The organism is Thioalkalivibrio sp. ALJ4, from assembly GCF_000377225.1.
In the GTDB taxonomy this organism is placed as follows: domain Bacteria; phylum Pseudomonadota; class Gammaproteobacteria; order Ectothiorhodospirales; family Ectothiorhodospiraceae; genus Thioalkalivibrio.
In genome coordinates this window covers 298370-321509 of sequence record NZ_KB897918.1, presented here as the reverse complement: position 1 = coordinate 321509, position 23140 = coordinate 298370, and the positions used below count along the sequence as shown (strand labels likewise).

The 23140-nt window shown below is 66.7% G+C and carries 18 protein-coding genes and 1 pseudogene; 16 read left to right on the top strand and 3 right to left on the bottom strand.

Translation table 11 applies throughout. From position 1 onward, the window contains the following. The first annotated feature begins 46 nt into the window (after positions 1–46). Genes C936_RS0107700 through C936_RS0107690 form a run of 3 tightly spaced genes read left to right on the top strand, consistent with a single transcriptional unit; the run spans position 47 to position 3479 of the window. Positions 47–586 carry a YjbF family lipoprotein gene (locus C936_RS0107700; protein ID WP_018138349.1) on the top strand — a complete coding sequence of 180 codons (540 nt, stop codon included), beginning with the start codon at positions 47–49 and terminating at the stop codon, positions 584–586. A 38-nt stretch (positions 587–624) separates the two neighbouring features. Continuing rightward, positions 625–1368: a capsule biosynthesis GfcC family protein gene (locus tag C936_RS0107695; protein ID WP_018649039.1), complete on the top strand. Its 744-nt coding sequence runs from the start codon at positions 625–627 to the stop codon at positions 1366–1368. Between the two features lie 17 nt (positions 1369–1385). Continuing rightward, positions 1386–3479, top strand: a complete 2094-nt coding sequence (locus tag C936_RS0107690) for a YjbH domain-containing protein (RefSeq protein WP_018174689.1) — start codon at positions 1386–1388, stop codon at positions 3477–3479. A 488-nt stretch (positions 3480–3967) separates the two neighbouring features. Here the strand turns inward: C936_RS0107690 and C936_RS0107685 are convergent, their stop codons facing one another. Genes C936_RS0107685 through C936_RS0107675 form a run of 3 tightly spaced genes read right to left on the bottom strand, consistent with a single transcriptional unit; the run spans position 3968 to position 7747 of the window. Continuing rightward, positions 3968–6148, bottom strand: coding sequence for a polysaccharide biosynthesis tyrosine autokinase (locus C936_RS0107685; RefSeq protein WP_018138352.1), 2181 nt, complete (start codon positions 6146–6148; stop codon positions 3968–3970). Positions 6149–6170: 22 nt separating this feature from the next. After that, a complete protein-coding gene (locus C936_RS0107680; RefSeq protein WP_018138353.1) occupies positions 6171–6614 on the bottom strand; it encodes a low molecular weight protein-tyrosine-phosphatase in 444 nt (147 codons plus the stop codon). Positions 6615–6616: 2 nt separating this feature from the next. Then, positions 6617–7747 (bottom strand): polysaccharide export protein, encoded by a 1131-nt coding sequence (locus C936_RS0107675; protein ID WP_018174688.1) that lies wholly within the window; start codon positions 7745–7747, stop codon positions 6617–6619. Between the two features lie 390 nt (positions 7748–8137). Between C936_RS0107675 and C936_RS0107670 the strand changes: the two genes are divergently transcribed. From C936_RS0107670 to C936_RS0107610, 13 genes and pseudogenes are all read left to right on the top strand, one after another. Then, positions 8138–9163 carry an NAD-dependent epimerase gene (locus C936_RS0107670; protein ID WP_018649040.1) on the top strand — a complete coding sequence of 342 codons (1026 nt, stop codon included), beginning with the start codon at positions 8138–8140 and terminating at the stop codon, positions 9161–9163. Next, positions 9163–10998 carry an ABC transporter ATP-binding protein gene (locus tag C936_RS0107665; protein ID WP_018174686.1) on the top strand — a complete coding sequence of 612 codons (1836 nt, stop codon included), beginning with the start codon at positions 9163–9165 and terminating at the stop codon, positions 10996–10998. Before C936_RS0107670 ends, C936_RS0107665 begins: the two co-directional genes overlap by 1 nt. 34 nt (positions 10999–11032) lie before the next feature. Next, a complete protein-coding gene (locus C936_RS0107660; protein WP_018649041.1) occupies positions 11033–12118 on the top strand; it encodes a sugar-transfer associated ATP-grasp domain-containing protein in 1086 nt (361 codons plus the stop codon). Positions 12119–12144: 26 nt separating this feature from the next. Beyond that, the gene (locus tag C936_RS0107655) at positions 12145–12864 is read left to right on the top strand and encodes a hypothetical protein (protein ID WP_018649042.1); all 720 of its coding nucleotides are present in this window, start codon (positions 12145–12147) and stop codon (positions 12862–12864) included. A 12-nt stretch (positions 12865–12876) separates the two neighbouring features. Next, positions 12877–14249: pseudogene (locus tag C936_RS14265) on the top strand (phenylacetate--CoA ligase family protein). Continuing rightward, complete coding sequence (locus C936_RS0107645) at positions 14246–15382, top strand: glycosyltransferase (protein ID WP_018649044.1); 1137 nt, start codon at positions 14246–14248, stop codon at positions 15380–15382. Before C936_RS14265 ends, C936_RS0107645 begins: the two are co-directional and overlap by 4 nt. After that, a complete protein-coding gene (locus C936_RS0107640) occupies positions 15379–16725 on the top strand; it encodes a glycosyltransferase family 39 protein (RefSeq protein ID WP_018138746.1) in 1347 nt (448 codons plus the stop codon). Before C936_RS0107645 ends, C936_RS0107640 begins: the two co-directional genes overlap by 4 nt. 74 nt (positions 16726–16799) lie before the next feature. After that, a complete protein-coding gene (gene tviB / locus C936_RS0107635; RefSeq protein ID WP_018649045.1) occupies positions 16800–18089 on the top strand; it encodes a Vi polysaccharide biosynthesis UDP-N-acetylglucosamine C-6 dehydrogenase TviB in 1290 nt (429 codons plus the stop codon). A 183-nt stretch (positions 18090–18272) separates the two neighbouring features. Continuing rightward, positions 18273–19487, top strand: a complete 1215-nt coding sequence (locus C936_RS0107630) for a glycosyltransferase family 4 protein (protein WP_018649046.1) — start codon at positions 18273–18275, stop codon at positions 19485–19487. Continuing rightward, positions 19484–20134, top strand: a complete 651-nt coding sequence (locus C936_RS0107625; RefSeq protein ID WP_018649047.1) for a sugar transferase — start codon at positions 19484–19486, stop codon at positions 20132–20134. Before C936_RS0107630 ends, C936_RS0107625 begins: the two co-directional genes overlap by 4 nt. Beyond that, positions 20131–20982, top strand: coding sequence for an aldolase/citrate lyase family protein (locus C936_RS0107620; RefSeq protein WP_018138750.1), 852 nt, complete (start codon positions 20131–20133; stop codon positions 20980–20982). Before C936_RS0107625 ends, C936_RS0107620 begins: the two co-directional genes overlap by 4 nt. After that, on the top strand, positions 20973–21941 hold the full coding sequence (locus tag C936_RS0107615) for a D-2-hydroxyacid dehydrogenase (protein ID WP_018138751.1): 969 nt from the start codon (positions 20973–20975) through the stop codon (positions 21939–21941). Before C936_RS0107620 ends, C936_RS0107615 begins: the two co-directional genes overlap by 10 nt. Positions 21942–22079: 138 nt before the next feature. Beyond that, a complete protein-coding gene (locus tag C936_RS0107610) occupies positions 22080–23096 on the top strand; it encodes a glycosyltransferase family 4 protein (RefSeq protein WP_018138752.1) in 1017 nt (338 codons plus the stop codon). Positions 23097–23140: the final 44 nt, after the last annotated feature.

The following is a 23140-nucleotide window of genomic DNA, read 5'->3' as shown; positions in this document are numbered from 1 at the left end:
CTGCGGTAGCGGGGGGCCCACGCCGCTGGGGGCATCCCTGCAAGGCATGGTCACGGGCGGGCCGGATGTGAGCTCCCGGGCAGAGGAGATTCCCTATGCGTCGCTCGCGGTTCGCACCGAACACCATCAGGGGTTGCTGATCCTTGGGGCCCTCTCCGACGAACACACCTTCTGGCCGAGTGCCGAGGGCCTTTCGCTGCAGCTGCGCGACGGGGGGCTGTTTGCCACGTCCGGTCTCGAACAGGACCTTCTGGGAACCCACCACCCCGATGCCGATGCCCCCCCCTGGCGCCAGGCAAGCCCCGCCACCTACCAGGTCGAACGGCATGTCCGCGCACCCTCCGGCGCCATTGTCCGCCATGTCGGCGAGGGCACCCTGGACTGCGGGACTCGCACATCGCGGGACCTCCCCCTCGTGACTCTGGAACTCGAGCGCTGCCGCGAGCGTATCGACTGGGAAGGTGCCGGAACGACTCGCGCCGATTTCTGGCGTGACCCCGAAACCCGCGATCTATGGGCATACGACGGCCAGGCCTGGCCGGATGGTCCCTCGATCGCCTGGCAGGTGGCTCGCCCCTGGTGGTAGCCCTCGCAGGAGGCATGATGCAACGCCATTTTCATCCCATGTGGCTGGCCGTGGGCTTGCTGGCCCTGGCCCCAACGGTGGGCTCGACCGACGACACGCCGGTCCCGCCCTCGCTCGCCGAAACCTGGGTGACCTGGCAGGAAGAACTGTCCGAACCCATCGACTGGGCCTACGGTTTCGCCCTGCGTAGCCGCGATGTACGCCCCATCGACCACGAACGCCGACGGCTCCTGGCCGAAATCGAACTGATCGGACAGACGATGGACATCGGCGGACGCCCCGAGGTGGCCCGGGCACTCGATTCCTGGAGCGAAACCGTCGAGGCGATGGAGGCGGCTCCCAATGTACGCAGTGCCGAGCGCCTCGACCTGCCCTGGCTCCTGGCCAATCTGCGCCACGCGCCCGACCCGTCCGGCATGGAGCACATTGGCTACTGCACCCCGCCCGACTGGGTGGAGCTGTGGTCCCTGGATGGTGTGGACCGCCATGAATGGACCCCGGGGATGACCCTGCAGGACCTGCTCGCCAAGCCCTCGCGCACGGCGCTGCGCGGCACGGACACGGCCGCCGTGGTTTCGCCGGTCGGCGAGGTCCACGTATTCGGCGCCGCGCCCTGGAACCGTGAGGACACCGCGATCGCCCCCGGGACCCGGGTGATGACGCACCTCCATGTCCGTGACCTGGGGGGGTCGGTAGAGGGTGACCTGCTCAACCAGCGCCTACCCCGCTTTCTTGCGACCCGTTTGCCGGGCGACAACTGCACACTTCGGAAACTGCCATGAACGCTACACCTTTGCGCATGCGCCGCCGCAGCCTGGTGGTCGCCGTGCTCCTCGGCCTGGGCCTGCCCACGGCACAGGCCGAGGAATTCGGACTCGGCCAGGGCCAGCGGGATACCGGCGGGATCGGTCTGATGCAGACCCCCACGGCCCGCACCGGTGATGCCGGTCACTTCGCCGCCGGCTGGAACCGCACCTACCCCTACCGTCGCTGGAGCGTGTTCGTACAGCCGCTCGACTGGATGGAACTCGGCTTTCGCTATATACAGGTCGAGAACCGACCATATCTGGCCGCCGGCGATGACGACCGTTACAACATCGACAAAGGCGCGGACATCAAACTCCGCCTGGTCGAGGAGAGCCGCTATATCCCGGAAGTGGCCGTCGGTTTTCAGGACCTGGGCGGCACGACCCTGTTCGGTGGCGAGTACCTGGTTGCCAACAAGCGCTGGAACAACTTCGACTTCTCCCTGGGGATTGGCTGGGGTTACCTGGGCAATCACGGCGATATCGAATCACCGCTTGGCTGGATTGACGACAGCTTTGACGAACGCCCACGGTCCGCCGGGGGTGGTCAAGGCGGCGAGGTCGCCACGCACCAGATGTTCCGTGGCCCGGCGGCCCTGTTCGGGGGGTTCGAGTACCAGACGCCCTGGGACCGCCTGCTGCTTCAAGTCGAATACGAGGGCAACACCTATCAGCAAGAACCTCAGGACAACGCCCAGGAACAGGATTCCCGCTTTAATTTCGGCGCGCGGCTGAAACTGACCAACAGCATTGAGCTGCATACCGGCTGGCAGCGCGGCAATACCGCGATGGTGGGCCTCCATTTCACGACCAACCTGGCGCGGCTCTCGCAGCCCAAGGCCGACGACCCGGCCCCAGTCGACCCCGCCCATGTGGAGCGCCGCGACTGGGATGCGGTGGCCACGGACCTCAATACCAATGCCGGGATCTACGTGACCGAGATCCGCCAGGTCGGCGACACCATCGAGGTCACGGGCGAACCGGCCCGTTACCGCAACCTGAAGCAGTCCGAAGGGCGGGCCAACCGTCTGCTTGAGGCGCAGGCCGATGCCGGCATCCACACCTTCCAGTACCGCTGGCAGACACTGGGGCTCGACCTGCGCGAGAGCCTGCACGACCGGGAGGCCTTTGGCCGCGCACTGGCCTCCGCGGATCACGAGACCGACTACCGGCACAGCGTGCGGGTACGCGATATCGAACCTACGACGAACAATGATCGCGGCGAGGTCCTTTACGAGGCCGAACCCCGGCGCTTCGAATGGGGCGCAGGCCCCTCTCTGGAACAGAACTTTGGCGGCCCCGACGGCTATCTGTACCGGCTGTCCGCCTATCTCGATGCCAGCTATCACCTCGCCCAGGGCACCTGGATCTCGTCCATGCTCACGACGACCCTGGCCGACAACCTCGAGAACTACGAATACATCGCCGATTCCGAGTTGCCCCGCGTGCGCACCCACATCGGCGACTATCTCGCCGAGACCAGCGTAGGCATCTCCAACCTGCAGGCCACCCACACCAAGCGACTGGGCAAGAACTGGTACGCGATGGGCTACGGTGGCCTTCTGGAGATGATGTACGCGGGTGTCGGGGCCGAGGTCTTGTACCGGCCGTTCAACAGCCGCTGGGCCATCGGCGTCGATGCCAACTGGGTACGCCAGCGCGAGTTTAACCAGCAGTTCGGCCTGCGGGACTACGAGCAGGTGACTGGGCATGTGACCACCTACATCGACACCGGCGTGCAGGACATCCATGCACGGGTGAGCGTAGGCCGCTATCTGGCGGGCGACCTCGGGACCACCCTCGACTTCTCGCGCGAATTCGCCAATGGCGTGCGGGTCGGCGCCTGGTCGACCTTCACCGATGCTGGTGACGATTTCGGCGAAGGCAGCTTCGACAAGGGCCTGTACCTGTCGGTCCCCTACGACTCCTTCTTCTCCACCTCCAGCCGCAACCGGGCCAACATCGCCTGGCAGCCGCTGACCCGCGACGGTGGTGCGCGCCTGAACCGGCGTCATCAGCTGTTCGACATCACCGAAGAACGTCAGGTCGGCCGCTACTGGGACGAGCCCGACGCCACCTGGCGTTAATCCCCCGGTGTCCGGGGCATCGAGTCCCGGGCAGCCCTTCCTTCCAGACACCCTGCGTGCCTGCACGCACCCGCGTCGCCTGCCCTTGTTCGCCTGCCAGATTCGACACAACCAGCCCCCCTCTGAATCGGGAAGCCCGCCACGGCCGCGCATCCCCAACCGGACCGCACGGCATCGTTCGCCCCCGGGTACACACCCGTTAGCTGGCTTTCGACTCTCCGCGCCGCGCAGGAAACCCACTGAAACCCGCCGGCAGACTGGGCACCCCAACGTCCGCTGGCCAGCAGCCAGTGCGGGCCGCCCGGGTCATTCGCCTGGCAATCGACTGAAAGACTGCACACGCGCAGCGGGGGTCACGCAGAACCGGCCAGGGCAAAGGCGTGGCCCATGGCTGGCGGCACCCGATCCGCGCCACAAAAAAGCCCCGGCATTTGCCGGGGCCAGGGGTGCGTCAGATGGGGCCACTGTTTAGCGGCCCCCCTGGACCACTACTTGTAGGAGTAGTGGTAATAGCCGTAGCCGTAGCTGGTCGAGGCCTTGTACTCGATCGAGTTCAGGATACAGCCACGCACATCGACCCCCGCCGCATCGAGACGGCGCCGTGCCGATTCGATCTCGCGCAGCGGGTTCAACTGGAAGCGCACCACCATCAAGGTGGTCGAGCACTGGCGTGCGACCACGGCCGCATCGGTGACCGCCAGGATCGGCGGCGTGTCGATCAGCACCAGGTCGTAATCCCGGCTGAGCTGTTCCAGCATGCGGCTGAAACGGTCGCTCATCAGCAACTCCGACGGGTTCGGTGGCGCGCTGCCACGGGCGATGTAGTCCAGCCCCTGGATGTCCGTGCGGCGCAGCACGCCTTCCAGGGATTCCTGGCCCGCCAGAAACTCCGAGAGTCCCCCGTCGCTGCGCTGACCGAAGGCGTGGTGTACATGCCCCTTGCGCAGATCGGCGTCGATGATCAGCACGCGCTGCCCCGCCTGGGCACAGACGGTCGCCAGGTTAACCGAGACAAAGCTCTTGCCCACATTCGGACTCGGACCGGTAATCACCAGGCGGTTGTTTTCGGCCTCCAGCATCGCGAAATGCAGGCTGCTGCGCAGGCCACGCAGTGCCTCGATTGAATCGTCGGCCGGATCGATCGAGGCCAGCACGCCCCCCGGGACATCGTAGCCGCGCGGCTGGTTGCTCCGTTTCACGCGGCGCAGCAGGTTCTCCTGCGCCCTGGAACGCGGCACGCTGGCATACACCGGCAGGTCGATCGCCTCGATTTCCTCCTGCGATTCCACCCCGCGGTTGAACATCCCGCGCACCAGCACCAGCGCGATCGCCAGGCCACCACCAAATACCGTGGACAGCATCACGATCAGGTTGCGCTGCGGTTCGACCGCGGACAGCCCCGCCTGGGCGTCGTCCAGGATGCGGACATTGCCCACCGTGCTGGCGCGGGCGATATCCATCTCCTGCATGCGATTGAGCAGCTGGACGTAGATGTCCTGGTTGACCTCCACATCCCGGTTGAGACGCAGGATCTGCTGCTGGGTCTCCGGCAGCGCGCTGACCTCCTGGTTCAGCCGGTTGCGCTCCTCCTGCAGCTTCTGGCGCTTGTCGATCAGGGCCGCATAGGTCGGATGGCTGGCCGTGTACCGCCGGGAGATCTCGGCCTCCTCGAACTCCAGCTCGTTGAGCTGACGTTCCAGGTTGACCAGGCGGTCGAGCACGGCACGGGTCTCCTGCGAGAGATCCACGCTGTCGCGCTCCGTGCGGTACTCGTTCAGCGCATCCTCGGCGGTTTGCAGCTGATCGCGCACATCCGGGACCTTCTCCTCGAGGAACTCGAGGCTCTTCTCGGCCTCGGCGGCCTTGCGCTGAACATTCTGCGTCAGATAGATCTGGCTGATGGTGTTCAGGATGCGCTGGGCGTGCTGCGGGTCCGGATCGGTCAGGGTCAGGCTGAACACGCCACTCTCGCGGCCCTGCTGCCCCACCTCGAACTGCCCACGCAGGCTGTTGATCGCCGCCAGGCGCGAACGCCGCTGGATATCAAAACGCGCACCCGGCCCCGCATCCATTTCGGCCACACGCAGGCGCACGTCACCCTCGAAGAACTCCACGTCCTCGCCGATACGCCCCTCGCCCAGTTCGTGATCCCCGTTGATCAGGCGATAACGATCGTCATCCAGGACCTCCAGCGTAAAGGTGCGCCCCTCGTAGGCTCGGGCCACCTGGAACTCGCCCACGTTGATCGACTCGCCCGCCCAGACACTGGACTGAGCAAAGGCGGGGCGCTCCATGCCCCGGCGAACGAGGTAATCGCCCACCACCGGCATACGGTGCGGGCGTACCACCAGATCCAGTGCCTCCTGATCGACCGTGCGCCCGAGGACCATGCGTGAACGCAGGATCTGCAGCTCGGCCTCGACGCGCGGCTCCTGCCCCAGCATCTCGCGCACACTGGACAACGGGCTGCTGAAGCGTCCCATGTCCTCCACCTGCACCAGTGCATCGGCGCGGTAGATCGGGGTGGACACCGTGGCGTATACCGCGCCCGCAATGGCAAACAGTGCCGTTATGAAAATGATCAGCCACTTGTGGTCCAGCAACTGGCCGAGCAGTCGGCCAATATCCAGTTCGCCTTCCGGCACCCCGGGGGAATGGTTCTTTGTCATCGGGACTTACCTGTGTCGGAGATCATCGGTTCAGCCGCCGTGCCCAGGCATCGGCAGCCTCCACGAGTAGGGCATGAGCCTGCGCAAAGACCTCGGGGCTCTTGCCATAGGGATCGGGAATATCTCGGCCACGGCCGCCTTCCAGCCAGTGACCAAATCGCATCGTCTTGCCGAGCACTTCGGGGTGGCGCCCGCCGACAGCCTGGCGCTGGCCCTCGCTCATCACCAGCACCAGATCGGCGTGATGCAGCCAGTCCGCCTCGATCTGGCGGGCCTTGTGCGCCGTAACGTCCAGACCGTCGGCCTCGGCCAGGCGCCGTGCCTCGGGGTGGACGCCCTCCCCGACCACCGCCCCAAGGCCCGCGGATTCCACCGAGCGATCGGGCAGGCGCTCGCGCAGCAGTGCCTCGCCCACGGGACTGCGGCAGATATTGCCGGTACAAACCACCAGAATCCGGTTAAACATGGCTAGAAGTCATCCGACAGGCGACGCACGTCGCGCGTGGTACGGGAGGATTGATAAACGGCACTGACCGTGGGCAGCAGCTGGCTGATCACGCGATTCCAGCGGCCCAGCGACGTCGTTGTCACATACACGATGTCCAGCGGCTCCAGCTCGAACTCGGCTCCCAGCATCAGCGCTGCGGAATTGCGCGCATCCAGCTGGTAGACGGTCGCAAGCTTGTCGCTCTCCGGTGGCGCACGGCGGATCACGAAGATGCCGCTGGCGTCCGCCCGGTTCTCGTTAAACCCTCCGGCCTGGCTGAGCGCATCCATCAGTGTCAGCTGACCGCGGCCGAGGGGCAGCCGTTGCGGGTCGCCTACCTCGCCCATCACGTAGACCTGCTGGCCGGCGGTATCCGGGACATGCAGCACGTCGCCGTCACGCAGGAGCCGGTTTTGCGACATGTCGCCATAGCGCAGCATGTCGTAGAGCGAGATGACGATCTCCTCGCCTTCCCGCGTGAGGATCACCTCGTGCCAGTTGGCATCGTCGGAAAGCCCACCCGAGTGATGGATCGCATCCAGCACCGTCAGCGGGACATTGGTCACCGGCTGCACACCGGGCTCGCGTACCGAGCCCGTCACCTGGACCTTCTGCGAGTTGAAGGCCGCCACGCGTACCTCGACCTGGGGCTCGTTCACGAAGGTGGCGAGATCGCGCGCAATCCGGTCGCGCACCTGCGACACCGTGTACCCCTCGACTTCCACGCGCCCGATATAGGGGTAAAAGATCGTGCCGTCCGGGTGCACGGTATTTCCCGACTCCACGGCCGATCGCTCGCTACCGGCGGGGATGGTCAACTCGGGGTGTTCGTACACGATGACCGCCAGCACGTCGCCGCGACCGATGCGGTAATCGTATTCAGCGACGTCCTGTGCCATCTCGTCGCTTACACGGCGAAGGTCCGGCGGGACCGAGCGCGTCTCCTGGGCCCGGATCAGACCGAAGGTTATGGGCTCGATATCGACCAGGTCCTCGACCGGGGCACTGGAGGTGCGCTCGGCAATGTGCCCGCCAGGGGCCCAGGCACACCCACCCAATATCACCAGCAGGCTCAGTAACAGGACCCAGCGTACGGGGGGAATCACGTTCATGGATCTTCCTCTTTTGCGCATGGCCGCAACGCCCCTGGCGCCCACGGCCGCGTCGTCACCTTGCGATTCATCCTGGCGAGCCCCACCGGGTCCGCCTCAAGCGGGCCGACCATGTCATGAATGGGCCGGATCGTCGTCGAACTGGCGCAAAATATCGGCAGCCAACCCCTTGCGGGCAATGCCGCGATCCGAAACTTACGGGGCTGGTCACAGCTTCGACGGATCGACCTCACGTTTCCCGGAACCGGCGTTGCGGGGCCATTCCGGCCGATGCTTGAATCCATCGCGTTCACCCCATGAACGAGTGACCCGGACCCTCGTCACAACGCCCGCGGGCAAGCGAAACGTCCGGACACACCGGTCCCATCCATCCGACAAGGAAGAGGCGACATGAAAGTCTTGATCACCGGCGCGGCAGGTTTTATCGGCTCCCATCTGGCCCTGCGCCTGCTGGATCGTGGCGACACCGTGATCGGTGTCGACGACATGAACGACTACTACGACCCGAGCCTGAAGCGGGCCCGGCTGGACCGCATCCGCGCCCTGCCAGCATCCCGCCAGCGCTTCGTATTCGAACAGGAAGACATCGCCGACCGCGCAGCGATGGAGCGGGTGTTCCGCGAGCATCGCCCGGAGCGGGTGGTCAACCTGGCGGCCCAGGCCGGGGTGCGCTACTCGCTGGAGAACCCGGCGGCCTATGTCGACACCAACCTGGTCGGGTTCGGCAACATCCTGGAGGGCTGCCGGCACAACGGCGTGGAGCACCTGGTCTACGCCAGCTCCAGCTCCGTCTACGGCGCCAACACCACGATGCCGTTCTCGGTACACGACAACGTCGACCACCCGCTGAGCCTCTACGCCGCGAGCAAGAAGGCCAACGAGCTGATGGCGCATACCTATGCGCATCTTTACCAGCTCCCGGTGACGGGCCTGCGCTTCTTTACCGTCTACGGCCCCTGGGGCCGGCCGGACATGGCGCTGTTCCTGTTCACGAAGAAGATCCTGGCGGGCGAGCCGATCGACGTCTTCAACTACGGCCACCACCGCCGCGACTTCACCTACATCGACGACATCGTCGAGGGCGTGATCCGCACGCTGGATCGTCCGGCGCAGCCCAACCTCGACTGGACCGGCGCCGAGCCCGACTCGGCGACGAGTGCAGCCCCCTATCGGCTGTACAACATCGGGGCCCATCGTCCGGTGGAGTTGATGCACTACATCGAGGTGCTGGAAGACTGCCTGGGCTGCAAGGCGGAGAAGAATCTCCTGCCGCTGCAGCCGGGCGACGTGCCGGACACCTACGCCGACGTCGAGGCGCTGCGCGCCGACACCGGCTATGAACCCACCACCTCGGTCGAGGAGGGCGTCGCCCGCTTCGTCGAGTGGTACCTGGGGTATTACCGGGCGGCCGCCTGATGGGGGTCTACCGCAAAACGCTGCAGCTGCTCACCCCGGCGGAGAAGCGCCGGGGTGGGCTCGTGCTGGGAATGGTGATGATCATGGCGGTACTGGAGACCGCCGGGGTCGCATCGATCATGCCGTTCCTGTCCGTATTGGGTAACCCGGAGCTGGTCAACACCAACCCCGTCCTGAATCAGCTCTACACCGGGCTCGGCTTTAACTCGGTGGATCAGTTCATCTTTGCCCTGGGTGCGGCGGCCTTCGCGCTGATCCTGTTCTCGGCGGTGTTTCGCACGCTCACGCACTACGCGATGAACCGTTTCATCGAGATGCGCCGCCACAGCCTCGGCAAGCGCCTGCTGGAGACCTACCTGCGCCAGCCGTATGCGTTCTTCCTGAACCGTCATAGCGGCGACATGGCCAAGAGCATCCTGTCGGAGGTCGACCAGCTGGTGCTGAATGTCTTCCGTCCCGGGATCACGATGATCGCCTACCTGGTCGTGACCATCGCCATCGTGGCACTGCTGATCGTTGTGGATCCGTGGCTCGCGCTTGGCGTGGCGGTCGTGATCGGCGGGGTATACGGCACGATCTTCGTGTTCGTGCGCGGCCTGCTCGGGCGCATCGGCCGGGACCGCTCGCTCGCCAACAAGGAACGCTTCACCGCCGCCGGCGAGGCCCTCGGCGGCATCAAGGACATCAAGCTGCTGGGTCGCGAACACGCCTACCTGTCGCGCTTCGAGGCTCCCTCCAAGCGCCAGGCCCGGCACCAGGCGACCAACCAGACCATCTCCCAGGTCCCCAAATTCCTGATCGAGGCAATCGGCTTCGGCGGCATCATCGGGCTCACCCTGATCCTGCTGCACACCCAGGGCGGCACCGGTACGGATGCGCTGGGCGAGATCCTGCCGATCCTCGGGCTGTACGCCTTTGCCGGCTACCGCCTGTTGCCCGCCGCTCAGCACATCTACGCGGGCCTTGCGAAGCTTCGCTTCGGCGCCGCCGCCGTGGAAAGCGTGACCGAGGACCTGCGTGAACGCGAGGCCCTGGCGGAACTGCATCGCCGGGCCCCCCAGCCGCTCGTCCCGCAGAAGACCATCGCGCTCAAGGGCATCGACTTCACCTATCCAGGCGGCCACCGCCCCGCTCTGCAGTCCATCAACCTGGAGATCCCGGTCGGTACATCGGTCGGGATCATCGGCACCACCGGCTCCGGCAAGACCACGCTGGTCGATGTCCTGCTGGGCCTGTTGCGCCCGACCGAGGGCGCCATCCTGGTGGATGGCCAGCCGGTCACGGATGCCAACCTGCGCGCCTGGCAGCAGTCCCTGGGCTACGTCCCCCAGGACATCTTCCTGACCGACTCGACCGTGGCCGAGAACATCGCCTTGGGGATTCCCGCCGCGCAGATCGACCACGATCGCGTCGAGCGCTGCGCGCGCATGGCACAGGTGCATGACTTCATCGTTCAGGACATGCCGGAGCAGTACGCCACGATGGTGGGCGAGCGTGGCGTGCGCCTGTCCGGGGGCCAGCGCCAGCGCATCGGGATCGCCCGCGCCCTCTACCACGACCCCGACGTCCTGGTGTTCGACGAGGCCACCAGTGCCCTGGACACCGCAACCGAACGCGCCGTGATGGAGGCGATCGAGTCCCTGTCACGCAGCAAGACCATCATCCTGATCGCGCACCGCCTGAGTACCGTGCGCGCCTGCGATCAGGTCGCCCACCTGGAACGGGGATCGTTCGCCTCCGTTGGCCGCTTCGACGAGCTGGTCACTCACACCGAGGCAGATAACCCCCAGGTCCAGTCCGTCCCCGGCCCCGCGGCCTCCGGCACCCATGGCTGAACCCGCCGTGTCGACACCACACGAGGAGTTGCCCGTGACGCACGTTCAATCCCAGCCGCTGCAGATCAAGAACAGCGGCCGTATCGCCCGCACCGTCGCGCGCGCGGTCCATCTGCGCCACCTGCAAAAGTCGCGCAAGATCGCCATCCAGTGGCGCGAGAAGCTGATCCGCGCCCACGGCGAGTCCGCCGTCACGCGCCCGGTCCTGCAGCGGATCAAGCGTTATGCGGCCGACACCTACGGGAGCGAGTCCTGGTGGCCATGGCTGGCCGCCTACACCGAGGTGCGGCGCGAGTTTGTCGAGGGATGGATCGGCGACGACTACTACACCGAGTCCCTGAACCCGCTCTGGAACCGGCAGGACATCCGCCGCCTGAGCGGGCTCAAGACCATGGATTCGCGCCTGTTCCCGGACAGCGTCGTGCCCCCGGTCTTCGTGCGCGTGGGCGGCCAGTACCTGGATGCCCAGGGGACGCCGGAACCACTGGAAACCGCCCTCTCCCGACTCGAGTCCGGCAAGAGCTATGTGATCAAGCCCGACGAGGGTCGCCAGGGCCTCGGCGTGACCTTCACCACCGCCGAACAGGTGGCCGAGGAACTCGGCAAGGTCCCCGGAAACTGCATCGTACAGCCCCTGATCGAGCAGCATCCGGATATCGCGCGGATCAACGCCAGCTCGGTCAATACGCTGCGGGTTCTGACCTTCCTCGATCCGGAATCCGGGGAACTGCGCATCCTGAACCATTTCCTCCGCCTGGGCCGCGAGGGGCAGCGCACCGACAACGTCTCCACCGGTGGCTACTTCGTCGGTGTCGATGGCGAGGGCTGGCTGGACGGCCATCTGCGCGACCCGGTCTGCGTCAGCATCGGCTCGGTCCACCCCGACAGCGGCGTGGACGTAAAGGACTGCCGGATCCCCAACTTCGGCGCGGTACGCGAGCTGTGCCTGAACGCCCATCGCCGCATCCCCTATCTGCGCTTCATTGGCTGGGATGTCTGCATTCAGGCCAACGGCGAGCCCGTAATCCTCGAGTGGAATGCGGAGCAGGTGGCCTGGTCGCGCAACGAGTCCTGCTTCGGACCCTTGTTGCCCTCGGTCCCGCGCGGCTATCCGCGCTGATCCGCCACTGCCATCAGGAGAACGACATGAACACGATCAAACTGCTGTGGACCGGTGGCTGGGACTCCAGCTACCGCCTGCTGGACCTGGCGCTTTATCGCAACCGCAAGGTACAGCCGATCTACGTGCTGGACCCGCGCCGGAAATCCTATGTGTACGAGCTGCGGGCCATGGCCAACATCCGTGCGGGCATCGAGGCGCGGGCGGAGGCCCGCGGGCGCGTGGCGCCGGTTCGTGTCTATCTGCGCAGCGACATCCTCGAAGACCCGAACATCACCGAGCTCTACCAGCGCCTGGCGAGCGAGGTGCACGTGGGTACCCAGTACGATTGGCTCGCCCGCCTGTGCGAACAGGAAGGCCTGCGTGACCTGGAGCTTTCGCTCACCGGGCACGAGGCCGGCACCGAGCTGCAGGAACGTCTGTTCCGCAACCCGCAGTACGGGGACTTCCGCTTCCGCGAGGACGACTTCGCCTGGGAGCTGTTCCAGTACTACCGCTTCCCCCTGCTGTCGGTCACCAAGGAGGCGATGAAGTACGACGCCGAGACCAAGGGCTTCCTGCCGCTGCTCGAACAGTCCTGGTTCTGCCACTCGCCAATCCTCGGCCAGCCCTGTGGTCACTGCCAGCCCTGCCGCTTCTCGCGCGAGTCGCGACGCACGATCCAGTACTCGCGTCTGGGTCCGTTCCTGGAGTTGGCCCGCCGGGTGCGGTCCAGCCTGCGCTCGACGCGCACCGCCAGCGCCTGAGGTACAACCGTCATGTCCCTGGCCTTCGGTGCCCTCCTCCCCTGGCTCTCCGGCCCGCGCGAATATGCCGCGCTGCGCCGTGCCGAGCGGCTGTCCCTGCCCGCCTTGCAGCGCCTGCAGGCCGAGCGGCTCCCCCCCCCCCCCCCGCCCGGCGGGGGGAGCGGCTCGCGCGCCTGCTGGCACAGGCGCGCGACGACGTGCCGTACTACCGCGAAATCCTGCCAGATGCGGACACCATCGCCGCCGATCCACTGGGCACCCTGCTGTCGCTTCCCATCCTCGACAAGGACACCATCCGCCGCGAGGGCGAGCGCCTGTGCGCACAGCGACCCCGCCCCGGGCTGCGGCGCAACACATCGGGGGGGTCCACCGGCGAGCCCGCCACGTTCTACCAGGACACCGCCTATCGCCGCTGGGGTCGCGCCACCAAGGTGCTGTTCGACGGCTGGACCGGCTACCGCCCGGGTCAGCGCAAGGCCGTGCTGTGGGCGGCTTCGCGCGACCTGACCGCACCCCGGGGCACCCGCCGCCTCGCCGAACGCCTGAAGAATCGCACCCTGCTGAACGCCTACCGCATGGATCCGGAGACGATGGACGCGCACCTCGAGCAGCTGCGCGCCGCACCGCCCAGACAGTTGCAGATCTACGCGGAGAGTGGCCACGAACTCGCCCGGCACGCCCTGCGCCGGGGGGTCCGTGTGCCGGGTATCGGCAGTGTCCTGAGCTCGGCCGGCACCCTCTTTCCCGATATGCGCGAGACCATCGAGAAGGCATTCGATGCCCCCGTGTTCAACCGCTACGGCTCGCGCGAGGTTGGGGACATCGCCTGCGAATGCGAGCACCACCGCGGGCTGCACGTGAATCCGCTGACCCAGTACCTGGAGATCCTCGACGACGACGGCCGTCCGACGCCACCCGGAACCCCCGGGCGGGTCGTGGTCACCTCGCTGACGAACCACAGCATGCCCCTGTTGCGCTATGCAATCGGCGACCTGGCCAGCTGGTCCGGCCAGACCTGCGATTGCGGCCGGGAATGGCCGCTGCTGGAGGGGGTATGGGGACGCGTGACCGACCACATCCGCGGCGCCAACGGTGCCGTCGTGTTCGGCGGGTGGCTGCGCCAGTTGCTGTACCCGGAAGACTGGATCGGACAGTACCAGTGGGTCCAGCACGCGGCAGATCATATCCGCCTGCGCCTGATCCCCATCGACCGTGCCCCGCAGGGAGAACGCGAACAGCGCCTGCAGGCACGTCTGGCGCCCGAGATCCGCGAGCAACTCGGCGCGGGCACACGCCTGGATATTGATCGTGTAAACGAGATCCCGCCATCGCCCAGCGGCAAGCACCTGCATGTGATCAGCGAGTTGCAGGAGAACCGGCAGTGAAGATCCTGCACGTGATCAACGGGCTCGGCCAGGGCGGCGCGGAGCGCCAGCTGGGCAACCTGCTGCACGCGGCACCGGACGCCGGCGCCGTGTTCGCGCTCAAGGAGCCCGGCGTGATGGCCGGCGACATCCGCGCGCAGGGCATCCCGGTCTATACCGGACGACTGCGCAACCCGCTCTCCACGGGGTGGATTGTCGCCCTGCGCCGCGCGCTGGCCGCCTATCAGCCCGATGGCGTGATGGGCTGGATGTACCACGGCAATCTGGCGGCCTCGCTGACCCGACGCCTCGGGCATCAGGGACCGGTGTTCTGGAACGTGCGCCACTCGGTGCATGACCTGGCGCACGAGAAACGCGGGACCCGCTGGGTGATCCGCAGCGGCGCCTGGCTGTCGCGGTATCCGACCCGCATCGTCTACAACAGCGCAACCGCGGCCGCCCAGCACGAGGCACTGGGATTCTCCGCGGATCGCCGCGTGGTCCTGCCCAACGGCTTTGATCTGGCGCGCTTCCATCCGGCACCGGACGCCGCCCCCGGGCTACGCACCCAACTGGGTATTGGCGCGGATACCTGGCTGCTGGGCATGGTCGGACGCGCTCACCCGATGAAGAACCATGCCGGACTGGTGGCCGCGCTGGCGCATCTGGTCCGGGCTGGAGCCGACGTTCACTGCGTAATGGTAGGCACCGGGGTATCCGCGGATGACAACCCGCTGGCCCGGGCCATCCGCGAACACGGAATGGACCGGCATGTCACGCTGCTGCCGCCCACCCCCGAACCCGAGGCCCTCTACCCGGGCCTGGACCTGCTAGTGCTGCCCTCGCGCTGGGGCGAAGGCTTCCCCAATGTCGTGGGCGAGGCCATGGCCTGCGGCAGACCGGCCGTGGTCACGGATATCGGCGATGCCGCCCGCGTGGTCGGGCCCACCGGCTTTGTCGCCGCAAGCCCCGAGCCGCCGGATCTGGCCGACGCCATTGCCCGGGCCATCGGCCAGGGTCGTGATCGCCTGCGCGAGCTGGGGGACGAGGCGCGCGCACGCATGGAATCGCATTACGCCCTCGAGGCCGTGGCCGCGCGCTACCAGACCCTGTTCCAGGATGCGATGGTCGATACCGCGCCCGTCTCGCCATGAGCTACACCTCGATCCCGTTCACGACGATGGAGCTGCTCCTGTCGGCCAGCTTCCTGATGGTGGTGCTGGTCGCCGTGCTGTGGACCGGGGCAAGACGCGAGGGCTATCTGTGGCCGCTGTTGGCGGCCCTGCTGGCCCGCATCGGGGCAGCCCTGGTACAGCGCTTCCTGTTTCCCCTGCCTCAGGGTGGAGCCGATGCGATCAGCTTCGAGCGCCGGGCCTGGTTCTGGGCCCAGAGTGGCTGCGGCAATCTCGGCGACCACTTCAGCATGGGCAGCTCGTACCTGCACAGCTGGCTGATCGCGAACGTCTACGCATGTGCCGACCGCGCCCCCCTGGCCTTCCAGGCCGTGAACATCGCCCTGGGCATGCTGACGGTCTATCTGATTGCGCGCATCGCCGAGCAGCTCTGGGACCGCCAGGCGGCCGTGCGTGCGGCCTGGATCGCTGCTTTGTTCCCGATCCTGATCGTGAACGCGGCCGTGCCACTACGCGAGGTCTGGTTTACTGCCTTCTTCCTGCTGGGCGTGCTCTGGCTGGTGCGCTGGGTTCAGAGTCAGCGCACCGGTTTCCTGGTGGCTGCCGTCGGGGTACTGCTGGGCGCGGCGGTCGTGCACGGCGCGGCAGTCTTTGCGATCGCGGGCATCGCGGTCGTGCTGGTCGGCTGGTCGATCAAGGAATTCCTGCGCGCATCGGATCTGGGGCATATGCGTCCCGGGCTGATGCTCGGCGGCATGCTACTCGGCACGGCCGGGGTCCTCGGATTCGTGGTGATGGACGACATGCGCTTCTCGTCGATCGGGCAGCTGGGCGACGTGATGGAACAGACCGAGACGCTGGACCAGCGGGCCGAGCGCAGCGCCCGCGGCGGGGCCGCCTACCCGTCCTTTTTGATCCCGTCCAATGACCTCCAGGCACTGGTCCTGACACCAATCCGGGTGGGCTATTTGCTGTTCGGTCCCCCGCTGTGGGAAGTGCGCTCGCCCGTGCATCTGATCGGCATGGTGGAGGGTCTGTTCTATCTGACACTGGTCCTGCTGCTGGCGGTGTATCGCCGCCACTGGTGGCATCGCTCGGATTTTCGCGTGCTGGTCGTCGTGTTCATCGTCCTGGCGATCATCTTCGCCTGGGGCACCAGTAACTTCGGGACCGCCGCCCGTCACCGGGCCAAGTTCCTCGGGATCCTGATCGCCCTGGCGGCGGGCCTGGCCGGGCGCCGCCTGTGGCGCTGGGAACGACTGCGACGCCTTGGCGCCAGTCGCTCGTCAGCCCCGAACAGCACCACGGATCCACCGGAGATTTCCGGCGCGGAACTGCCGCAACCACGGCGTGCCGCGCCCTGATCGGCCGCGCGCGACTCGCGCGCACCCGCCCCGCTCCCGGGGCCATTACCAACATTCACACAGGAGATTGGAAGATGGCGGAATTTGCGGCACCGGACGCCCCGCGTCTGGCCATAATTGGTCTGGGTTATGTCGGCCTGCCTCTGGCAGCCGAGTTCGGACGGGTCCTGCCCACACTGGGCTTCGATATCGATACGGGCCGCGTCGAGGAACTGCGCGGGGGACACGACCGCACACGCGAGGTTTCCCGTGAGGAACTCGCCGCCGCCGAGCATCTGAAACTGACCGCCGATCTGGAGCGACTGCAGGACTGCAACGTGTTCATCGTGACGGTCCCCACACCGATCGATGCCCACCGGCGCCCGGACCTGGGCCCGCTACTGGCGGCCAGCCGCACGGTGGGTCGTGCCCTGAAGCCAGGGGACGTGGTGATCTACGAGTCCACCGTCTACCCCGGCGCGACCGAGGAAGACTGCGCCCCGGTGCTGGCCCGCGAATCCGGCCTGGAGCTGAACCGGGATTTCTTCCTCGGCTACAGCCCGGAGCGGGTCAACCCCGGCGACAAGGAGCATCGCATCCCCGATATCGTCAAGGTCACGTCCGGCTCGACCCCCGAGGTCGCGACCTTCGTCAACGCGCTGTACGCCCGCATCATCCGTGCCGGCACCCATCCGGCCCCCAGCATTCGCGTGGCCGAGGCGGCCAAGGTGATCGAGAACACCCAGCGCGACGTGAATATCGCGCTGATCAACGAACTCGCAATGCTGTTCGAGCGACTCGATCTCGATACCGAGGCCGTGCTGGCCGCGGCCGGGACCAAGTGGAACTTCCTGCCGTTTCGGCCCGGTCTGGTGGGCGGGCACTGCATTGGCGTCGACCCGTACTACCTGACGCACAAGGCACAGGCCGCCAACTACCACCCGGAGATGATCCTTGCCGGACGCCGTACCAATGACGGCATGGGCGGCTACATCGCGGATCGCACGATCAAGGCCATGATCCGCAAGGGGTTCCCGGTCGTAGGCTCGCGCGTCCTGGTGATGGGGCTCGCGTTCAAGGAGAACTGCCCGGATCTGCGCAATACGCGCGTGGTCGACATCATCCATGACCTGCACGGCTACAACGCCGAGGTCGATGTCTGGGACCCCTGGGTGGATACCGCCGAGGCCCGTCACGAGTATGGACTGGACCTGCTGACCGAGTCGCCGAAGCAGGGCGCGTACGATGCCATCATCCTTGCGGTCCCGCACCACGAGTTCGTCGAACTTGGGGCCCAGGGCCTGCAGAGGTTCGGACGCGAGCGCGCGGTGGTCTTCGACGTGAAATCGGTACTCCCGCCCGAGGCGAGTGACCTGCGTCTATAAACCGGCCATCCCCCCTGAGCCGGTCTGCCTTTTCGGGGTGTCTCGCACACTTTGAGCACCCCGAAGCATGGCGATAAATCATTGTCCTGTTTACCTTTTGCACCTATGCACAAGGACTTCCGAGGGGCCTATCCAGCATAGGCGGAGACCGCCCGGCACCCCTCGGGAACAGGAGCAAAAGACATGCAGAACACCGAGCACCGCAGGGTGGCCACCACCCTGCGTGGGGACCCCCCCCATACAGAACGGGCCGCACGGGAAAGCGAGTCGCGGGAACACAGCGGGATCGACCTCCTGATCGTGGCGGCCAATGCCCGGTCGCTGATCGCCAACCGCGGGGACCTGATCCGCGAGATCCGCCGCCGCGGCCAAACGGTGGCCGCTGCCGTCCCGCGCAAGGACTACCTGCCCGAAGTCGAAGAACTGGGCATCCCGATCTACCCATTCGACCTGGGCCGTACCGGTGTGAACCCGATTGAAGACCTGCGCACGACCTTCGCCCTGACCCAACTGATGCGCCGCCTGCGGCCGGAGGCCGTGTTCAGCTATACCGTGAAGCCCGTGGTGTACGGTTCTCTGGCCGCCCGCTGGGCCGGGGTCCCGCGGGTCTACGCGATGATTACCGGTCTCGGGCATGCCTTTACCACCGAGTCCTGGCGCACGCGCATCCTGCGCACGATCAGTTCCGGCCTGTATCGCCAGGCCCTGGCCCGCTGCGATCGCGTGTTCTTCCAGAACCCGGATGACCTCCAGGATTTCCTCGATCGAGGTGTGCTGCCGGATACCGAGCGGGTCGTCCGCATTAACGGCTCCGGGGTGGACGTGGACCGCTTCGCCCAGCATCCCCTTCCCGAAGGCGACCCGCTGTTCCTGTTTGTCGGCCGGCTGCTCACCGAGAAGGGCATCCTCGAGTTCGTGAAGGCCGCGCGCCAGGTTCACACGCAACACCCCAATGCCCGCTTCGTGGTGGTCGGCCCCCATAACCCGGACCTTCCGCACACGATCTCGGCGGAGCAGGTCGAGTCCTGGAAGCGCGAAGGCATCGTCGAGTTCGTCGGCGGCGTGGCCGATGTTCGACCCTGGCTCCAGAAGGCCTCCGCGTTCGTCCTGCCCTCCTACCGCGAAGGCACCCCGCGTTCGGTGCTGGAGGCGATGAGCGTGGGCCGCCCGATCATCACCACCGATGCCCCGGGCTGCCGCGAGACCGTCGTCGACGGCGAGAACGGCCTCCTCGTCCCACCCCGGACCTCCGCGCCCCTGGCGGATGCCATGCAGAGGCTCCTCGACCACCCTGAGCTGTTGCCCCGCATGGCCCGGGCCTCGCGCGATCGGGTGGAGGCAAAGTACGAGGTGGGGCAGGTCAACCGCGTCATTCTTCGAACGATGGAGCTCGCATGAACGCCACCCTCAAACGCCTGTTCGACATCCTGTCCAGCATGGCGGTGCTGCTCGTGCTGGCCCCGTTGCTGCTGCTGATCGCCATTGCGATTCGCCTCGACAGCTCCGGGCCGACCCTCTTTCGTCAGCGACGCATCGGCTTCAACGGACAGCCGTTTCGGGTACTGAAGTTCCGCACCATGGTGGATCGCGATCCGGACGCGATCGACCAGTACCAGGAACAGGTGGTCAGCACCGGGGTCGACCCGCGCATTACCCGCGTAGGGCGCTGGCTGCGGGCGACCAGTCTCGACGAACTGCCGCAGCTGTGGAACATCCTGCGCGGCGACATGAGCGTGGTCGGTCCCCGCCCGATCCTGCCGGAACAGGTAGAGGTCGTGCCCCCCTCCTACGCCTCCCGGTTTTCGGTGCGTCCCGGCCTGACCGGACTGGCCCAGGTCCGCGGTCGCCGCACGCTGGGCTGGATCCAGCAGCTCGAGGCCGACACCGAATACGCCGCGCAGCACAACCTGCTGTACGACCTGGGGCTCATCATCAAGACGGTCTACGTCGTCCTGACCGGCCAGGGGATCTACGGCGAGGCCGGGATCAACTGGCGTACCTATCGCGATTCGTTGCGTAACCGACAGCAAGGGAACATGGAATGACTTCCACCCTGAAACACATGTTCATTACGGCCTCCGCCGATGTGGCCCGGCAGGCCGAGGCAGCGGGGATCGCACGGATCTTTGTCGACATGGAGACCCGCGGGAAGGCCGAACGCCAGGGCCATCTGGATACCCACAAGGCGCGCCACACGCTCGACGATGTCCGGCGCATCTCCAGCGTGCTCACGAGCGCAGAGCTGATGGTCCGCATCAATCCGCCGGCACCACAAACGCCGTCCGAGGTCCGTCAGGCGATCGAGGCCGGCGCCGACCGGCTGATGCTGCCGATGTTCACCCGCATCGACGAGGTGCAGCATTTTCTCGACGCCGTCGGCGGACAGGTGCCGGTGACCCTGCTGGTCGAGACCCCGCAGGCCCTGATCCGACTGCCGTCCTACCTGCCCCTGCTCGGGCCACAGGACCAGATTCATATCGGCCTGAACGATCTCAGCCTGGCGTCCGGGCTCGATTTCCTGTTCGAACCGCTGGCCGGCGGCATGCTGGAGGTGCCGGCCGCCCTGTGCCGCGAGGCGGGCATCGCGTTCGGGTTCGGGGGTGTCGGCGCGGTGGGCAAGGGCGAGGTCCCGGCCGAGTCCATCCTGGGCGAACACGTGCGCCTTGGGTCCGAATGGGTCATCCTTTCGCGCGCCTTCCGCGAGGTGGTCAGCCAGGAAGACCCGGCCACCGGGACGGCGCGCCTGCGCGGCGAGCTGGAGCGGCTACAGGCCGCGGAACAGCAGTTTCGCGCAGCCCCCGCGGAAGCACTGCTGGAGAACCGCGACGAGGTCCGCAGCCGCATCTTCCGGCTGGCCGCCCGCATGCACAACCGGAGCCGTGCATGCGCCTGAGCCACACCCTGTTCCTGCAGAAACCGGAGGTTCTGGAGAAGCAGCAGGACACGATCGAGGCCCGCCTGCAGCAGGCGTTGCCCGGCACCACGCTGACCTTCGCCGGCCAGCCCGAGGCCATACCCGAGGGGCTTGAGGTCGATGCCGTGATCGCCCCCACCCTGCCCTGGCTGCCCGACGCCCTGGACCGCCTGTCGCGCTATGGCTGGGTGCACTTTCTGTCCGCCGGGGTCGAGAAGATCTGGGACATGCCATTCCCCAAGGATGGCCTGCTGATGACCAAGAGCAGTGGCGTCCACGGCGCCCCGATGAGCGAGTATGCGATCGGGGCCATGCTCTATTTCGCCAAGCACTTCGACCGCTTCAACGCACAAAGCCGCGAGAAGCGCTGGGAGCGCTGCTGGCTCGGGGAGCTGACCGGGCGCACCGCCATGGTGCTTGGCATGGGGCATATCGGTACCCAGGTGGCGCGCCGGGCCCGGGCGTTCGACATGCGCGTGATCGGTGTCCAGCGCAACCCGCGCCCCCATGACTGCGCCGACGAGGTCATTGCCCTGGATAGCGTGGAGGACCGCCTGCCGGAGGTGGACGACCTGATCGTATGCCTGCCGCTCACCCGGGACACCCGGCACCGGATCGGCGAAGCCCAGTTCCAGCGGCTCCAGCCGGGCGCCGTGCTGGTGGACATCTCCCGCGGCGGGGTTGTGGATCAGCAGGCGCTGACCCGGGCGCTGGATGCCGGACACCTGCGCGGTGCGGCGGTGGATGTCTTCGAGCAGCAGCCTCTTCCCGCCCAGTCACCGCTGTGGAACCGGGAGAACGTCCTCGTCACACCCCATGTCTCGGGCACCTCGCCGCACTATATGGAACGTGCGCTGGAGATCTTCATCCGCAATGCCCGCGCGATGGCGCAAGGCGAGCCCCCGGTGACCCCGGTCGACCCGGTCGCTGGTTACTAGGTCGGCGGTTACCAGCTCGACGGTTACCAGCCAAGCGCTGGAGTCCCATCTCCCCTTCCCCCACAATGCGCGGCATCCGGCCCGGGGCGGCATCAATCCGATTGCCCGCCCGGGGCCGCCAGCCGGGACCCATGGGGGATGCCTTACGTGATCGAGACCATCGGATTGCTGACCGCCTTCGCGCTGGTGGTGGTAATCACGGGCTGGATTCGCCGCTACGCCCTGGCGCAGCAGCTGGTCGACATCCCCGGCGCACGCAGCTCTCACCAGACCCCCACACCACGCGGTGCCGGCCTGGCACTGGTACTGGTCTTTCTGCTCGGAATCCTGCTCTCCGCCGGGATCGGCTGGGTCGACCTGCCGACCGCCGCCGCCCTGATCGGGGCTGCGGGCGCCGTCGCCTGGGTCGGCTGGCTGGACGACCACGGTCACCTGGCCGCACGCTGGCGACTGCTGGTGCATTTTCTTGCGGCCTCCTGGGGCCTGGCCTGGCTAGGCGGGCTGCCAACGGTGGCGATTGTCGGCGTCCAGATCGATGCCGGCTGGATCGGCCATGTACTCGCGCTTTTCTACGTTGTCTGGCTGCTGAACCTCTACAACTTCATGGACGGCATCGACGGTCTGGCCGGCATTCAGGCGGTCACGGCCTGTCTGGCCATGGCCGGCCTGCTCTTTGGGTGGGGGGATGCGCACGCCTGGTGGCTGCCGGCGCTGCTGGCCGCGGCAAGTACGGGATTCCTCGTCTGGAACTTTCCGCGGGCGCGGATCTTCATGGGGGATGTCGGGAGTGGCACGCTCGGATTGCTGCTGGGTCTGCTGTCGATGCAAGCAGCGGGGCTGGACACGAACTTCCTGGCCGCCTGGCTGATCCTGCTGGGCGTGTTCATTGTCGACGCCACCACGACACTGGCCGTACGCCTGTTTCGGGGAATGCGGGTCTACGAGGCCCATCGCAGCCATGCCTACCAGCATGCCGCCCACCGGTTCGGGTCCCATATCCCGGTGGCCCTGGGTGTCGCCGCGATCAACCTGCTCTGGTTACTCCCCATTGCGGTCCTGGTCGTTGCCAACCAGCTACCGGGTGCTGCCGGTGTCGTGATCGGCTACCTGCCCCTGCTCCTGCTGGCCATCGCCCTACGCGCCGGACGCGACTGATCCGGGTTTCGCCCAGGGAAACCCGGATCATCCGCCTCTCCTCC

Bases quoted from the DNA above. Each gene is read 5' to 3' on its own strand.
- C936_RS0107670 (WP_018649040.1), top strand. From the start codon at position 8,138: ATGAAAGTCTTGATCACCGGCGCGGCAGGTTTTATCGGCTCCCATCTG.
- C936_RS0107630 (WP_018649046.1), top strand. From the start codon at position 18,273: ATGCAGAACACCGAGCACCGCAGGGTGGCCACCACCCTGCGTGGGGAC.
- C936_RS0107675 (WP_018174688.1), bottom strand. From the start codon at position 7,747: ATGAACGTGATTCCCCCCGTACGCTGGGTCCTGTTACTGAGCCTGCTG.
- C936_RS0107620 (WP_018138750.1), top strand. From the start codon at position 20,131: ATGACTTCCACCCTGAAACACATGTTCATTACGGCCTCCGCCGATGTG.
- C936_RS0107640 (WP_018138746.1), top strand. From the start codon at position 15,379: ATGAGCTACACCTCGATCCCGTTCACGACGATGGAGCTGCTCCTGTCG.
- C936_RS0107625 (WP_018649047.1), top strand. From the start codon at position 19,484: ATGAACGCCACCCTCAAACGCCTGTTCGACATCCTGTCCAGCATGGCG.
- C936_RS0107610 (WP_018138752.1), top strand. From the start codon at position 22,080: ATGCCTTACGTGATCGAGACCATCGGATTGCTGACCGCCTTCGCGCTG.
- C936_RS0107695 (WP_018649039.1), top strand. From the start codon at position 625: ATGTGGCTGGCCGTGGGCTTGCTGGCCCTGGCCCCAACGGTGGGCTCG.
- C936_RS0107685 (WP_018138352.1), bottom strand. From the start codon at position 6,148: ATGACAAAGAACCATTCCCCCGGGGTGCCGGAAGGCGAACTGGATATT.
- C936_RS0107615 (WP_018138751.1), top strand. From the start codon at position 20,973: ATGCGCCTGAGCCACACCCTGTTCCTGCAGAAACCGGAGGTTCTGGAG.
- C936_RS0107680 (WP_018138353.1), bottom strand. From the start codon at position 6,614: ATGTTTAACCGGATTCTGGTGGTTTGTACCGGCAATATCTGCCGCAGT.
- C936_RS0107700 (WP_018138349.1), top strand. From the start codon at position 47: ATGGTCACGGGCGGGCCGGATGTGAGCTCCCGGGCAGAGGAGATTCCC.
- C936_RS0107665 (WP_018174686.1), top strand. From the start codon at position 9,163: ATGGGGGTCTACCGCAAAACGCTGCAGCTGCTCACCCCGGCGGAGAAG.
- C936_RS0107690 (WP_018174689.1), top strand. From the start codon at position 1,386: ATGCGCCGCCGCAGCCTGGTGGTCGCCGTGCTCCTCGGCCTGGGCCTG.
- tviB (WP_018649045.1), top strand. From the start codon at position 16,800: ATGGCGGAATTTGCGGCACCGGACGCCCCGCGTCTGGCCATAATTGGT.
- C936_RS0107655 (WP_018649042.1), top strand. From the start codon at position 12,145: ATGAACACGATCAAACTGCTGTGGACCGGTGGCTGGGACTCCAGCTAC.